This window comes from Massilia putida, assembly GCF_001941825.1.
In the GTDB taxonomy this organism is placed as follows: domain Bacteria; phylum Pseudomonadota; class Gammaproteobacteria; order Burkholderiales; family Burkholderiaceae_D; genus Telluria; species Telluria putida.
Window position 1 is genome coordinate 2,678,347 of the sequence record NZ_CP019038.1, and the last position, 15,257, is coordinate 2,693,603.

A 15,257-nucleotide genomic window follows, 5' to 3' on the forward strand; every position below is an offset into this window, starting at 1 on the left:
ATCAGCCTTTCAACACCTTCAAGCCAGCCGCGCCGAGTCCGAACTGATAAAAGATCGTGGTCCATTCCTTGAACGACTGGATCCAGGAGCCGTGTTCGATCTTTTCCGGCACGATGACAGTATCGCCAGGATTGACAATGTCGCCACCCAAGCCACTAGAAAACCAGCCTGAGCTGTGATTGCTCTTGGCAGTACCGTCGGCCCGAATCACGTATGTTTCATCCTTGTCGGCAGAATTTGTATAGCCGCCTGCAAGCGCAAGGTAGTCGCTAACCGTGCGACGAGGACGATACACGATCGAATTGGCCTGATAAACAGCGCCAACAACCTCGACCGTGCCCGGTTTGCGTGGAATGTAGACGGTATCCCCATCCTGCAATGGCAAATCAGGTAAATCCTTCACTTGCGCATTACTGTCGGCCAGTTCGAGAACGATCCTGCCCTCTGCTTTCACTTGCCTCATGCGTTGCGCAACCCGGCGCTGACGTTCGATTTCAGCGTTGACGGCCGCGACGTTACTCTGATCAGAAGTGTGCGCCAGCCGCTCCGCAGCCGCGTTATCCAGATCATGCTCGAAGCGGTCGGCAGCCTCGTTCAACTTGATCTGCTGGGAACGCCGTACCGATTCGCGCACCAGACGGGTGGCGAATAAATATCCATTTTCAGTCGGGCCGCCGAGGCGTGCGATCAGTTCGCGCAGCGTCTCGCCTTTGCGAAGCTCGAACACACCGGATTGCTTGACTTCACCGGAGACTTTGACATATTCGCGTTGGATTTGAATCTGAACCGGTACGGCGCCTGGGGAAAACACACGCAGGATGTCGGCCGGACGTACTGGGATTGGAGCGAGTCTCTGTGCCAACGCCTGGTTATCAGCTGACAGCTCGGCCACAGTTTGGTAGCCGTTGTTAACACTTCGCTCAACGACAATCGGCTTGCCTTCAGCACTCGAATCGAATCCGCCGGCCCAGCGCACGACGTCGGCCAAGGACGATTGACCCTTCAATTCGAAGATCGCCGGTTGCTTTACATCCCCGGTCAGAGCAACAAGCGGACCCACTTCAGGGATATAAATCAGATCGCCGTCACGCAGCGGCACATCCTTGCTCTTGTCGCCGTTGACCAGCATGTCATACAGGTCGAGCGTGGTGACCACCTGATTTCCACGTTTCAATTGAATGTTTCGCATGGTGCCCGACGGATCCGGCCCGCCAGATGCAAATAACGCATTCAAAAGTGTACTCATCGCGCTCAAGGTATAAGTCCCGGGACGCGCTGCGTGGCCGGCCACGTAGATCTGCACGGCACGCGACTGCGCGATACTCACCGTGAGTTCAAAATTCTTGAATACCTTCGAGACCGCATTGGTCAGGTAGGCCTGCAGATCGCGATATTTGACACCCGCAACGTTTACGCTCCCAACGCGTGGAATATTGATGGCGCCGCGTCGATCGACCGTGACCGTCACATCCATATCCATCATGCCCCAACCACGAATCTGCAATTCGTCACCGGTACCGATCGTATAGTCAGGATTGACAGGTGCCGAGTCAAGTGGCGCGAACGTAGTCGGCACATCCGCAAATAATCCGGCGCCAAAAATCGTCAGGTTCTTCCCGGTGACGGCCGTTGCATAAACCTCGAAAGCCCCTTTTTCAGAAGGAGCCGACTTGGCCGGACGGGTAAGAATTGGTGCGGGCTGCCTTGAAACAGCGTCGCGCGATGTACCGGCGTTAGAGTTTCGCGGGGAGGCAATCACCGGCAAGCTTGAATTATTTGCCGGCAGAGGTTGCAGTGCGGCACCAACTGCAGATTGATCCTGCCCCATCGCTTGTGCTGAGCACATCTGGCCGAAGCCCAAACAACCTATTACCAGCAGGGTTTTCAAGGAGTTGACGAAATTTCGCTTTTCCATTCTCTTCTTTACCTGGGACACCATCGCAACTACGCACGCATCAATCTAAATATTGCTTTGAGGCGCACCTGTAATGAACTGCATAAGCTATAAAACATTTATAGCGGAACCAAACTGCACTCGATGACACATCGGATAGGACTGAGGGATATCCGACCGACGAACAAAAATCTGTCGCCAAACTTTAGGAGCAAAATATCCTTGGGTTACTCTTCGCATCTCAGCAAAAAACTCACAACTCAGGCTTTCTTTACAGCTCTCAATACCGCCCGGAGATAAAACGTGGCACTAAAAATATGCAAAACCGAGATGATTCTGCATTTCGGATACGCCAGGATTTTGCAACCGGATTATTCATTTAACAGCGATGCAGCTCAGATCGGCCGGCATCCGTTGTCAATTAGGCAGCAATAACTGGAGATACTTGTTCCATATCGGCACTTCCGCCGCATAGGGTACTCTTCGCCCTCAGAAAAACCGAAGCACTTAAAGTATCAAGGAAAGCAACGAAGTATTGAGAACCCGCAGAGAGACCCAGATGGACTGGAACGCACACCTAAGAGACCGACTCTATATGCCTAAGTTAGCCCACCATTCTACCTGATAGCACCAAGGTTAGGAATCTTTTGTTGGGTATATGCCGCCACAACACGTTGGGTAGCTCGAGACTCCAGTACATACACAACGCAGGTGAAACCCAACTTTGGACGCTCGTGACGACACTCAAGAGACGATGGATGCGCTGTTCATGATATTGCCAGAAGGCATTTGAGGCGTGATTTTTTGATAGAATTAATGAAAAAGTTATTATGCAAGAAATAACGCCATGTGCATTTCATTATATTGGTTTTGACAACAAAAAAACGCGATATGCAAGCTCTGAAAACGAGATCGCGCTAAATTTTGCCGTGCTACCTTTTATAACCCTGCAATTTTCCGCTTGATGGTCTACTGATGAGCAACGCTGGACTTGCGGTGAATCGGCCTATCCGTGATTTAAGCACCGGAGTCGATGCTCTGCTATCAAGGTGTATGCAGTGCAGCACTTCCGGCGCGGTTATCCGATAGGTAACACGAGGTCACCGCGCCCATCTAGTCGACGATGTCGCAACTGTCATCAGCGGCAGCTTCCTTGATGCCTTCCACACGCGTTCCGGCACGGCTCCACCGTCACCGCTCGAGCCCGCCCCTGCGCATAGACCGGCTCCAGCTGCCGACAACGTCCACATCTGACCATTCGATTGGCGTACCAGACCGAGACTAAGAAAGCCGGGATACCAAAACCTGCTGAATTCAGCCCGGCACCAGCAGATCCAGTTGCTCCTGCTCCAGATAACACCACTCCCCTTCGTGCAGACCCAACGAGTCGAGCGTCAGTCCGCCGATTTGCGAGCGATGCAAGGCCGCGCAATGGTTGCCGGCCGCAGCCAGCATGCGCTTAACCTGGTGATATTTCCCCTGCTCCAGCGCGATCTCCAGTTGATGATCGCCCCGCTGCACGCACGACTGGACCGCCAGCGGCGCAGGCTCGTCGTGCAATTGCACGCCGGCCAGCAACTGGTCCACGAGCGCCTGGGTGACAGGGTCCTGGGTCGTGGCCTGGTAGACCTTGGGAATATGGCGCTTGGGTGAAGACTGCGCGTGAATGAAGGGGCCGTCGTCCGACATCAGCAGCAGGCCTGTCGTATCGTGATCGAGCCGTCCGACAGGTTGGACGTCACGCCACGTGAACTGCTCCGGAAGCAAGGTGAGGACGCCGGGATGGTGACTGGGCTTGCGCGAACACTCGAAGTTGGACGGTTTGTTTAAGGCGATATAGACGTGCTCGCGATATGTCCATTCTTCGTCGAAGACGGTCAGCACGAGACCGTTCGTCTCCACCAAGGTCTTGTAATTGTCGTGGACTTCGCCGTTGATCGTGACGTCGCCGTCCTCGATCAAGGCCCGGCAATACTTGCGCGTACCAAAGCCTTGCGATTGGAGAACGCGGTCGAGGGATAGTTTACTCATGGGGCGAGACTGTAGCAGAAGGATTGCAAGCGTCAAAGTTCAGCAATCCGGCGGTTTCAACTCGAAGCAAGAACTCGTTTGACACATCTCAAGAATTGACTGTGTCCCGTTGATACACTGAAACCTGATTAGGAATCGACCTACAGTTACTGCGTGTAGGACTAAAGGTGGGCCGCACCATCTGGCACATCAGATCGAAAACCCCAACCACGAGGCAAAAGTGCAGATCGAAAAAAAACAGAACCACAGCACCCCGTCTTCGTTCGCAGCCAAAAGCAGCGGGACGAAGGTGGCCCAAGAATATGCCGCAACCTTCCCAACCCGGCTTGCGCTGGCGCGCTGGACGCGCGGTGGTGACATCCCTCATGTACATTGTTTCGAACACCAGTTACCGATGCGCGCCGCGTGGTACGAGCAGGCACAACGCCGTTTCCAGGCCTGGCTCGAGTCCGGCGGCTTTCATGAGCCTGAGCCGGGTTGTCTTGATAGCGTTATCGCCGAGGCAGCACAACAAGGCGACAAGAACACTTTGCTCAGCAAGAAGGTCGTCGTGCATGGCGGTCCGCGGTCGGTCTCCCGGACAACGGACGCGTCGGCAGCAAACGGGGCGGTACGCGAAGACGGCGGCGACACCCGGCATCGTCAGACTGCGTCGGACATGGCATCGCATTTTCCTGACATGAAATCGTTTCCAGACACCCCCGGCAGCGAGCGCCAAAAATGAAAACGACGGCGTAGGCCGTCGTTTCCTTCCCGATTGGGACTCCAGCTTGAGGAATTGAATTCTCTCGAAACCGCACGGATGCGGGTCTGAAGCGGATCCGGCAACGTCAAGAACAGGCTGGTTTGCGTGACGTTCGCGCCGAAACAGCTACACACCAACTATAGACTACCGCCCGTAAGTTTCAAGCCAAATATTGAGACTGATCAGTTGTTCAATGCCCGTGCTCAGCGCAAGCTGGGTACGGCACCCCGATACATCGAATGGACCGCACCGGCGCCGACCGACGCGCCAAATTTCTTCAGCACCCGTTCCGGCAAACCTTCGTGTGCCGTGTAATCGATGATGTCTTCCGCCTTCACGACCTCGCGCGCGACCGTGTCCACGGTGCCGAAGCCATCCGCCAGCCCCATCTCGACCGCCTTTGCGCCAGTCCAGTAGAGGCCGGAGAAAATTTCCGGGTTTTCCTTGAGGCGCTTGCCGCGGCCGGCGCGCACGACGGCGATGAATTGCTCGTGGATCTCATTGAGCATTTCGAGCGCATGCTGCTTCTGCTTGTCGGACTGCGGACTGAACGGATCGAGGAAGCCCTTGTTCTCACCGGCCGTCAGCAGCCGGCGCTCAATGCCGAGCTTGTCCATCAGGCCAGTGAAGCCGAAGCCGTCCATCAATACACCGACAGACCCGACGATACTCGCCTTGTTGACATAAATCTTGTCGGCCGCCGCGGCGATGTAATAGCCGCCCGATGCGCAGATCTCGTCCACGACCACGTACAGGGGCTTGTTCGGATAGCCCTTCTTGAGACGCTGGATCTCATCGACGATGATGCCGGCCTGCACCGGGCTGCCGCCCGGACTGTTGATGCGCAGGACAACGGCTGCCGAGCCCGGGTCGGAAAACGCCTTGTTCAGCGACGGGATCACGGTGTCGGCAGCGCCGCTGCCTTCGTCCTCGATGGCGCCGTCGATCTCGATCAAGGCGGTGTGGCGGCCCAGCGCCTCAATGTCCGAACTACCGAAGTTGAAATCGAAATAAGCCCAGATCGCGAAAAATGCGAGCAAAAGAAAGGATAGTTTGAAGAAGATGCCCCAGCGGCGGGCGGCGCGCTGTTCACGCACGGTCGCGAACACGAGACGCTCCAGGGTCTCGCGTTCCCAATTGCTGAAGGTCGCCGGAGCGGCCGTTCGGTTGTCGTTCGGATTGTCGTTCCTGGTGTTGTCGCTCATAAATACCTGGTGATGATTACCCCGTGTGGCTGTCGGTCAGGCCGGGACCCGTCGGACGGATGTGCTGGTCCGGCTGCCAGTAAATGCGGTTGTCGGCTTCGCGCACGACGATCGGCCGCAGCTTGCCGCCGCGGCAAGGTCCACCCGCGCAGATGCCGCTTTCCGGTGCGTAGATGGCGCCATGTGTCGAGCACATCAGGTAAAGCTTGCCGGACTCGAAAAACTCGCCCTTGAACCAGTCCAGTTCGATGGGTACGTGGGCGCAGCGGTTCAGGTAAGCGTAGATCTTGCCGCGAAAACGCACGACGAAGCCGGTCGCATCCTCGCCGAATGCACGCACCGGGAACCGGATGCCCTTGCCGCCCTCTTCGACGGTGGCCGCTTCGCAGATATAGACGTCTTCGGTGCCGCTCATGCGTTCTCGACCAGCCATTGGTGCAGCTCCGGCACGTTCTTCGCCGTGAAGACGGGATGACATGCCTGCAATTGCTGGACCGGATGGGCGCCATACTCGACGGCGATGCCGGAGGCGCCGGCATTGTTTGCCATAAGCAAGTCATGCGTCGTGTCGCCGATCATAACGGTACGTCGCATGTCCTGGCCGAGTTCCCTTGTCAATTCTTGCAACATTGCAGGGTGCGGTTTGGAAAATGTCTCGTCCGCGCAACGGGTTGCGTCGAACAGGGAAAGCAGGCCCGCCGCGTTCAGAGCGCGGTTCAAACCGACCCGGCTTTTGCCTGTCGCAACCGCCAGGAAATAGCCCTGCTGAGACAGCTCATCCAGCATTGTCCGCACGCCCTGGAACAGGACGAGCTCATGGTCCTTCGTCAGGAAGTGGTAGCGATAGCGCTCGACCATGCGCGGATACATGGCCGGGTCAATATTCGGCATGACCGCTTGCATGGCTTCGCCCAGGCCAAGACCGATCACATGCGAGGCCGCGGCATCGCTCGGTACGGCCAGGCCCAGGTCCTTGGCTGCGGACTGTATACATTTGACGATGGTGGCGGTGCTGTCCATCAGCGTGCCGTCCCAGTCGAAGACAATCAGATCGAATTGCTTTCTTGCCATGTCTCCCGGCGCTCGTGGCGCCGGCTCCTCATTTCCGCCTGCAAAAAACCGGACCGCCGGCAGGATCTGCCGCTGGCGGGACCGGGTTCCGGTTGGCGCGTTATCGATTGGTGGTGCGTGTCTTAAGTTCCTGCGCTGGCCCCAAGCTTACCAAGAAACGCTCGCATTCCGCCGGCAACGGGGCCTTGAGGGTCAACGGCTTGCCCGTCTCCGGATGCTGGAACGTGATCTGGTAGGCGTGCAGGAACATGCGACGCAATGCGCCGCGCGCGTCCGTTGCCTTCTGAAGCTGCTTGTTGAGTGCAAAATCGCCGTATTTCTCGTCACCGAGGATAGGAAAGCCACTCGACGCCAGGTGCACGCGGATCTGGTGCGTGCGGCCCGTCTTGAGTTCCGCCTCGAGCAGCGCGTAGTCCTGCCACTTGCGCACCAGATTGAACACGGTGTGCGATTCCTGGCCGCCGGCCTGCACGACGACGCGGCGTTCGCCGTCGGGCGTCGTGTATTTATGCAGCGGCAACTTCACGTGCTGGCGCGGATTGCGCCAGTCGCCCGCGACCATGGTCAGGTAGCGCTTGTCGGTCTTACCGTCGCGCATTTGCTCGTGCAAGCTCGTCAACGCGGAACGTTTCTTTGCGAGCAACAGCAACCCGGACGTTTCGCGGTCCAGGCGGTGCACCAGTTCCAGGAATTTCGCGTCCGGCCGTGCAGCGCGCAATTGTTCGATAACGCCGTACGACACGCCCGATCCGCCGTGCACGGCCACACCGGCCGGCTTGTCGATCACGAGCAGGTGGGTGTCCTCGTGCACGATGGCAAACTCTGCGCCGGGAACGGTGGCGGCGCCAGCGGGCCGCTCGGCCATGCGCACGGGCGGGATACGGACGATGTCGCCCGTCGCCAGGCGGTATAACTGATCGATACGCCCCTTGTTCACACGCACTTCGCCGGAGCGAAGGATGCGGTAAATGTGGCTTTTGGGAACACCCTTGCAGACGCGCAGCAGGTAATTATCGATGCGCTGGCCCGCTTCTTCCTCGGTGATTGTGACAAACTGAGCAGTGGCAGGGGGGCGGCTATCTGTCTGTGATGAAGGGGGAACAACATCGTTTTGCATGGTCATTCGCTCTGTCTTCCCAGAAATTCTCTCTAAGTCCTTCATTTTGAATATATAATCGACAGGCGGCGGTCAAACCTCTGCTGGTGTAAGAATTAAAACGATATTTTACACAGGGGCGTCTCCATCGGCCCCGCCAAAATGCAAATTCGATGGAAAAAAAAAGGAATCCCGAAACCGGCGCAAGCGGCAGCATTGTCGCGGCATCGCAGCGACAATGCGAAAGCGCAGCGGCGGATTTCACGGGATTTCTAGACGTGTACGCACATTCCTGTGCGAACCTGGGTTGCACCGCAGTTGCAATCGGGTAGCCGCACAGGATGCAGGATTGGATTGTTTGGAATTTTAAGGATAAGTACCGGCAAGCCGGCCCCAGGGTCGGCTCGCCGGGTGATGGTGTCGATAACGCTTGCCGTTTCGCCCGACCTGAAGTTAGAACCTCGAAGCCGTCGTGAGCGGTAGTAGTGTTGTTGGAGACAGTGATCCGGGAAGGTCATGCAGGTGCGCGGCGCGCACCGCCATCTTCAAGGTCCGGATCGCGCCCTGGCAGCATCGCATTGCCCGGCTGTTCCGGGGTTCCACAGGCAGCTATCGCGCTCTGGAATCAAGGCTGATATTCGCCTGATTCGCCGGCCGGTATGCATGCCGACTGAAAGTCTGGCTGCGTCGCACCGCTTGCCTGCCCTGCGCCGCCCCGATCGGGCCGCCCGGGCCGAGCAAGACGTTCGTGCGCGCGGCAATTACGTTCGACGCCACTGCGCCCTGTGGCCGGCAAAGCCGTGTCACGCCGCGGGCATACCACCGCCAACACTCCCTTCCCGCGTACATCCCTGTACTTTCGCCGCTCTGTATAAGACGGCATGAAACGGCCCACGGGTCGCGGAGTTCATAAAAATGAAACGTATGTTGTTTAACGCTACGCAGCAAGAGGAGCTGCGCGTAGCGATTGTCGACGGCCAGAAACTGATCGACATCGATATCGAGACCGCTGGTCGTGAACAGCGCAAATCAAATATCTACAAAGGCGTCATCACCCGCATCGAACCCTCCCTCGAAGCCTGCTTCGTCAGCTATGGCGAAGAACGCCACGGCTTCCTCCCCTTCAAAGAAGTTGCCCGCTCCTATTTCCGCGACGGCGTCGACGTCCGTAACTGCACGATCAAGGAAGCCCTGCGCGAAGGCCAGGAAATCATGGTCCAGGTGGAGAAGGAAGAGCGCGGCAACAAGGGCGCGGCCCTGACCTCGTTCATCTCGCTGGCCGGCCGCTACCTGGTCCTGATGCCGAACAATCCGCGCGGCGGCGGCGTGTCGCGCCGCGTCGAAGGCGAAGAACGCCAGGAATTGCGCGAGACGATGGACAAGCTGGACCTGCCGCAGGGCATGTCCGTCATCGCCCGCACCGCCGGCATCGGCCGCACGGTCGAAGAACTCCAGTGGGACTTGAATTACCTGATGCAACTGTGGCGCGCGATCGAAGGCGCCGGCAAGTCGGCCCCGGGTCCGTTCCTGATCTATCAAGAGTCCTCGCTGGTCATCCGCGCCATCCGCGACTATTTCCAGCCTGACATCGGCGAAGTCCTGATCGACACGGACGAAATCTTCGACCAGGCCCAGCAGTTCATGAGCCACGTGATGCCCGACATGGCGCACCGCGTGAAGCGCTACACGGACGACGTGCCGCTGTTCTCCCGTTTCCAGATCGAACACCAGATCGAAACCGCGTATTCGCGTACCGTCCCGCTGCCGTCCGGCGGCGCGATCGTGATCGACCACACGGAAGCCCTCGTCTCCATCGACGTCAACTCGGCCCGCGCCACCCGCGGTTCGGACATCGAGACCACCGCCTTCAACACCAACTGCGAAGCGGCCGACGAAGTGGCCCGCCAGCTGCGCCTGCGCGACCTGGGCGGCTTGATCGTCATCGACTTCATCGACATGGAAGTCGCCAAGAACCAGCGCGAAGTCGAACAGCGCCTGAAGGATGCCTTGCACCATGACCGTGCACGCGTCCAGATGGGCAAGATCTCGCGCTTCGGCCTGATGGAATTGTCGCGCCAGCGCCTGCGTCCGTCGCTGTCGGAAGGCTCGCACGTGACGTGCCCGCGCTGCTCGGGCACCGGCCACATCCGCGACACGGAATCGTCCGCCCTGCAGGTGCTGCGCATCATCCAGGAAGAAGCGATGAAGGAGAACTCGGCCGCGATCCACGTCCAGGTCCCGGTCGACGTCGCCGCGTTCCTGCTGAACGAAAAGCGCGGCGAAGTGCTCAAGATCGAGACACGCCACCGCATCGCGGTCATCCTGATCCCGAACAAGCACCTGGAAACCCCTCACTACAAGCTCGAGCGCATCAAGCACGACGATCCGCGCCTGGACGACACCGGCGCCAGCTACACGCTGGCCGAGTCGGCCGACACGGACATGGCCTACGCCAAGCGCCAGAAGGAAGAAGCCAAGCCGCGCCAGGAAGCCGTCGTCAAGACCATCACCCCGGCCCAGCCGGCACCGATGGTCGACCGCCAGCCGGCCAAGCCGGTCGAGGCACCGGCGCCCGCCTTGGCCGCCGCTGTTCCGGTCGCACCGCCTGCGGCGGAAGGTTTCTTCGCCAAGTTGCGCAACTTCTTCTTCGGCCGTCCAGTCCCGATCGCACCGCCGCCCGCGCCGGTCGCACCGCCCAAGCCCGCTGAAGCAACTCCGGTTGCCGGCGAGCGCGGCGAGCGCAATGGCCGCGGCCAGCGCAATGCCCGCGGCGGCCGCAACGGCGCCGGCACCGGTAAAAACCGCGCCGAGCGCGAAGACCGCGAACTGAAATCCGCAGGCGCCGAGGAAGGCGCCAAGCCGGTCGAGACCGAAGGCAAGCCGGCACGTCCGCCGCGCCAGCCGCGTCAACCGCGCGAAGCCCGCGAGCCGCGCGAGCAGGCGGCCGTCACCGCCGACGCCCAGCCGCAAGCCCCGCGCGGCGAACGCGCGGAACGTGGCGAACGTCCGGAGCGCGGCGAGCGTCCGGAACGCGCACCGCGCCAGCCGCGCCAGCCGCGCGAGGCCGGTGAACGCACCGAACGCGCCGAGCGCGCACCGGTCGCCGAAGCCAAGAGCGAAGAGCTGAACGCGGCCCAGGCCGTGGCGGCCCAGGCGGCCATCACGCTGGCCGGCGAGCCGGAGATCCCCGAGGCGCTCAAGCCGGTGACGTCGACGCCGGTGACGACCGCCGAGGCGGCGACCGCCGGCCCGAACGCCGATGAATTCGAGACGGACGCGCAGGGCGACGAACCGCGCCGCCGTCGCCGTCGTGGCGGACGCAACCGCAACCGCCGCGACCGCGACCAGATCGAGGGCGCCGAGCACGAGGCCATCGAGGGCGAGGCCGCCCCGGCCTTCGCGCCGGTGGCCGACGAGGAAGCGGCCAAGGTCCAGGCAGAAGCGAAAGCTGCGAAGGTCAATCGCGACGGCGACCGACCTGAGGCGAAACCCGCCAAGGCTGTTGCACTGGGCCCGTGGCCGTTCCCGACCACGGAATCGGTCAAGGCCGCCGCTGTGAAAGCCGCCGCCGAACAGGCTGCGGCCGAGCAGGCGGAAGCCGCCCGTGTCCAGGCTGAGCAGGCGAAGGCCGAGCAGGAGCGGCTCGAGGCTGCCCGTGCAGCGGCGCCGGCCGAGACGGCCGTGCAAGCCGAGCCGGCCGTCGAGGCAGGCGCGGCCGCCCAGACGCCGTGGCCGTTCCCGACCACCGAGTCGGTCACCGCCGCCGTGGCGCACAAGGCCGAGCAGGATGCCGCCGCACAGCCGGCCGAAGTGCCGGTGCCGGCTCCCGCTCCGGTTCCGGCTCCGGTCGAGGCTGAGCAAGCCGCCGTCGCGCCAGCGCCGGTCGCCGCTGCACCGGCACCGGTTGCCGCCGCCAACCTGAACGAACTGCTGGAGAAAGCCGGCCTGACGCTGGCGTCGACGGATCCGGAAAAGCTGCGCGCCGCCCAGGAAGCGGCCGCGCAGGTGGAACAGCCGGTCCGTCCGCGCCGCACGCGCAAGCCGGCGCCGCCGCCGGTCAACGAGCCGCTGATCCAGGTGGATACGCGTCAGTAAGCACGGCGACGTCTCGACGTGAAAAGGGGAGCTTCGGCTCCCAAAAAGGAAGCCCCCGGCTTCCTTTTTTTCTTTGCTAAAATGACAGCGTCGAAAAAGGCAGGATCGTTTTTGGTAAGCCCGATCCCTTCGCGCTCAGCGAGCCGCGAAGTTCTGTTCCATGCGTTCGCGCATGAGTACCCGCGACGAACCGTCCGGCGCCCTTGCGCCCAACGGGTTCGTTCGCGCGTGCCTGATCTTGGCAATCGTCCCGAGCGAGCCCACTCATCGGAGCATGCCATGCAACTCAACCATCTCGACCTTCCCGTCCCCGACGTCGCGGCCACCGCCGCCTTCTTCACGACCCATTTCGGCTTCCGCCTGTGCGAGACGCGCGGCAACAACGGTTTCGCCCTGCTCCTGGGCACGGGCGGGTTCGCGCTCGTCCTCACGCGGCGCCGCGGCGCCGAGGCCCAGGACTTTCCGGACACGTTCCACATCGGCTTCCTCGTCGAGTCCGAAGCGGCCGTGCATGCGCTCCACGCGCGGCTGCAGGCGGCAGGCGTGCCGGATCTGCCGCCCGTCTCGTTCCAGCGCGGCGCGACGCTGTTCTATGTGCACGCGCCGGGCGGGGTGCTCGTGGAAGTGAGCCATCGCTCATCCGTTTGATGCGTGTAAGATGAGCAACCCGATCAACGTCCTGCTCATCCGCCTTGTCCGACCTGCCCTTCCGCAACGCCCTGCGCTACTGGCTCAAATTGGGGTTCATCAGCTTCGGCGGCCCGGCTGGACAGATCGCCATGATGCATGCCGAGCTCGTCGAACGCCGGCGCTGGATTTCCGAGCGGCGTTTCCTGCACGCGCTGAATTACTGCATGCTGCTGCCGGGACCGGAAGCGACGCAGCTCGCGATCTACATCGGCTGGCTGCTGCACCGCGTGCCGGGCGGGATCGCGGCCGGTGTGTTGTTCGTGCTGCCGTCGCTGCTGGTCCTGATCGCGCTGTCGTGGATCTACATGGCGTGGGGCCACCTGCCCGCCATCGCCGGCATCATGGACGGCATCAAGCCGGCCGTCGTCGCCATCGTGCTGGCGGCGGCGTGGCGCATCGGCAGCCGCACATTGAGAAATGGCCTCTTGAACAGCGTCGCGCTGGCCGCCTTCATCGCCATCGACGTGCTCGGCGTGCCGTTTCCGCTGGTCGTGCTGGGCGCGGCGCTGGTCGGGATGATCGGCGCGCGGCTGCGGCCGGCGCTGTTCGAAGTGAACGGCACCCACGCGGCCACGCCGGACGGATCGCCTCACCCGCCGGCACTGATCGACGACGCGACCCCGACGCCGGCCCACGCCCGCTTCAGCTGGCGCCGCCTGGCCACGGTCGGCATCGCCGGCTGCGCCATCGGATGTGCGGGCTGGGGCGCGCTCGCATTCGCCTGTGGCCCGGACGGCGAACTGCCGCGCATGGCCGCATTCTTCGGCAAGATGGCGCTGATGACGTTCGGCGGCGCCTATGCCGTGCTGCCCTACGTCGTGCAGCAGGCCGTGGAGCACTTTCACTGGCTCGACGCGGCCCAGATGATCGACGGCCTCGCGCTGGGCGAAACGACGCCGGGTCCGTTGCTCATGATCGTCGCCTTCGTCGGCTTCGTGGGCGGCTGGACCCACACGCTGTTCGGCCCCGGCGCGCGCTTCCTGGCCGGTGCGGCGGCGGCCTGCGTGGCGACGGCGTTCACGTTCCTGCCGTCGTTCGTGTTCATCCTGGCGGGCGGGCCGTTCGTCGAGTCCACGCGCGGCGACGTGCGGCTGACGGCGCCGCTCACCGCGATCTCGGCGGCCGCCGTCGGCGTCATCGCGAGCCTGGTCGTGTTCTTCGGTGCCCACGTCTTTTTCGTGCACGGCGCGCCGCGTCCCGACGCGATCGCCATCGGCGCGGCGGCCGCGGTGGCGTTATTGCGCTACAGAACGGGGACCATCAAGACCATCCTTGCCTGCGCCCTGGCCGGCCTTCTGCTATCTTATTGGCATGGCTGAAAAAATCATCATGATGGCCGACGCGCGCGCGCCCGCGCTGGCCGTCCCCGACACGCTGGAGACACCGAACGGCCTGCTCGCCGACGCCCTCGGGCGTCCCCTGCACGACCTGCGCATCTCGGTCACGGACCGCTGCAACTTCCGCTGCGTGTACTGCATGCCGAAGGAAGTCTTCGACAAGGACTACGCTTACCTGCCCCATGCGGCCCTGCTGAACTTCGAAGAGATCGCGCGCGTGGCGCGGTTGTTCGTCGCCCACGGCGTCGAAAAGATCCGCCTGACCGGCGGCGAACCGCTGCTGCGCAAGAACCTGGAGCGCCTGATCGAACAGCTGCGTGCCATCGAGACGCCGTCCAGCCGCCCGCTCGACCTCACGCTCACCACCAACGGCTCGCTGCTGGCGCGCAAGGCGCAGACGCTGAAGGATGCTGGCCTCGACCGCGTGACGGTCTCGCTGGACGCCATCGACGACGCCGTGTTCAAGCGCATGAACGACGTCGACTTCGCCGTCTCCGACGTGTTGGAAGGCATCGACGCCGCGCATGCCGCCGGCCTCGGTCCCATCAAGGTCAACATGGTCGTCAAGGGCGGCATGAACGACGACCAGATCCTGCCGATGGCGCGCCACTTCAAGGGCACGCCGGCGATCCTGCGCTTCATCGAATACATGGACGTGGGCGCGTCGAACGGCTGGAACATGGCGGAAGTCGTCCCGTCGCGCGAGGTCGTGCGGCGCATCGCGGCCGAGATGCCGCTCGAACCGGTCAGCGCCAATTACGCGGGCGAGACGGCCGAACGCTGGCGCTATGTCGACGGCACGGGCGAAGTCGGCATGATCTCCAGCGTGACGCAAGCCTTCTGCCGCGACTGTTCGCGCATCCGCCTGTCCACCGAGGGCAAGCTGTACACGTGCCTGTTCGCCACGCGCGGCCACGACCTGCGCGAGCTGCTGCGGGCGGGACGCACGGACGAGGAGATGCAGACGGCCATCGCCCGGCTCTGGCGCGCGCGCGACGACCGCTATTCCGAGACGCGCACCGTCAACACGGCGGGCCTGTCGCCGCGGGCGGCGAGCGACAAGAAAATCGAAATGTCCTACATCGGCGGATAA

The 15,257-nt window shown here is 61.9% G+C and carries 11 protein-coding genes; 5 read left to right on the forward strand and 6 right to left on the reverse strand.

Going from position 1 to position 15,257, the window contains the following annotated elements; genetic code table 11:
* Position 1: 1 nt before the first annotated feature.
* Both BVG12_RS14170 and BVG12_RS14175 read right to left on the reverse strand, forming a co-directional pair.
* The gene (locus BVG12_RS14170; RefSeq protein WP_169926818.1) at positions 2-1,915 is read right to left on the reverse strand and encodes an SLBB domain-containing protein; all 1,914 of its coding nucleotides are present in this window, start codon (positions 1,913-1,915) and stop codon (positions 2-4) included.
* A 1,293-nt stretch (positions 1,916-3,208) separates the two neighbouring features.
* A complete protein-coding gene (locus BVG12_RS14175) occupies positions 3,209-3,925 on the reverse strand; it encodes a pseudouridine synthase (protein ID WP_075796368.1) in 717 nt (238 codons plus the stop codon).
* 220 nt (positions 3,926-4,145) lie between these two features.
* Between BVG12_RS14175 and BVG12_RS14180 the strand changes: the two genes are divergently transcribed.
* Complete coding sequence (locus BVG12_RS14180; protein WP_156895637.1) at positions 4,146-4,649, forward strand: hypothetical protein; 504 nt, start codon at positions 4,146-4,148, stop codon at positions 4,647-4,649.
* A gap of 224 nt (positions 4,650-4,873) precedes the next feature.
* Here the strand turns inward: BVG12_RS14180 and BVG12_RS14185 are convergent, their stop codons facing one another.
* From BVG12_RS14185 to BVG12_RS14200, 4 genes are all read right to left on the reverse strand, one after another.
* Positions 4,874-5,875 carry a S49 family peptidase gene (locus BVG12_RS14185; RefSeq protein ID WP_075792952.1) on the reverse strand — a complete coding sequence of 334 codons (1,002 nt, stop codon included), beginning with the start codon at positions 5,873-5,875 and terminating at the stop codon, positions 4,874-4,876.
* A gap of 16 nt (positions 5,876-5,891) precedes the next feature.
* Positions 5,892-6,290, reverse strand: a complete 399-nt coding sequence (locus BVG12_RS14190) for a Rieske (2Fe-2S) protein (RefSeq protein ID WP_075792953.1) — start codon at positions 6,288-6,290, stop codon at positions 5,892-5,894.
* Positions 6,287-6,946, reverse strand: coding sequence for an HAD-IIIA family hydrolase (locus BVG12_RS14195; protein ID WP_075792954.1), 660 nt, complete (start codon positions 6,944-6,946; stop codon positions 6,287-6,289). Before BVG12_RS14195 ends, BVG12_RS14190 begins: the two co-directional genes overlap by 4 nt.
* 100 nt (positions 6,947-7,046) lie before the next feature.
* Complete coding sequence (locus BVG12_RS14200) at positions 7,047-8,063, reverse strand: RluA family pseudouridine synthase (RefSeq protein ID WP_370662843.1); 1,017 nt, start codon at positions 8,061-8,063, stop codon at positions 7,047-7,049.
* 894 nt (positions 8,064-8,957) lie between these two features.
* On the opposite strand from BVG12_RS14200, the gene BVG12_RS14205 reads away from it, so the two are divergent.
* The 4 genes from BVG12_RS14205 (at position 8,958) to moaA (ending at position 15,257) form a co-directional block, all read left to right on the forward strand.
* A complete protein-coding gene (locus BVG12_RS14205) occupies positions 8,958-12,137 on the forward strand; it encodes an Rne/Rng family ribonuclease (RefSeq protein WP_075792956.1) in 3,180 nt (1,059 codons plus the stop codon).
* 279 nt (positions 12,138-12,416) lie between these two features.
* A complete protein-coding gene (locus BVG12_RS14210; protein WP_075792957.1) occupies positions 12,417-12,785 on the forward strand; it encodes a VOC family protein in 369 nt (122 codons plus the stop codon).
* A gap of 44 nt (positions 12,786-12,829) precedes the next feature.
* Complete coding sequence (chrA, locus tag BVG12_RS14215; RefSeq protein WP_156895639.1) at positions 12,830-14,146, forward strand: chromate efflux transporter; 1,317 nt, start codon at positions 12,830-12,832, stop codon at positions 14,144-14,146.
* Positions 14,139-15,257, forward strand: a complete 1,119-nt coding sequence (gene moaA, locus BVG12_RS14220) for a GTP 3',8-cyclase MoaA (RefSeq protein ID WP_075792958.1) — start codon at positions 14,139-14,141, stop codon at positions 15,255-15,257. Before chrA ends, moaA begins: the two co-directional genes overlap by 8 nt.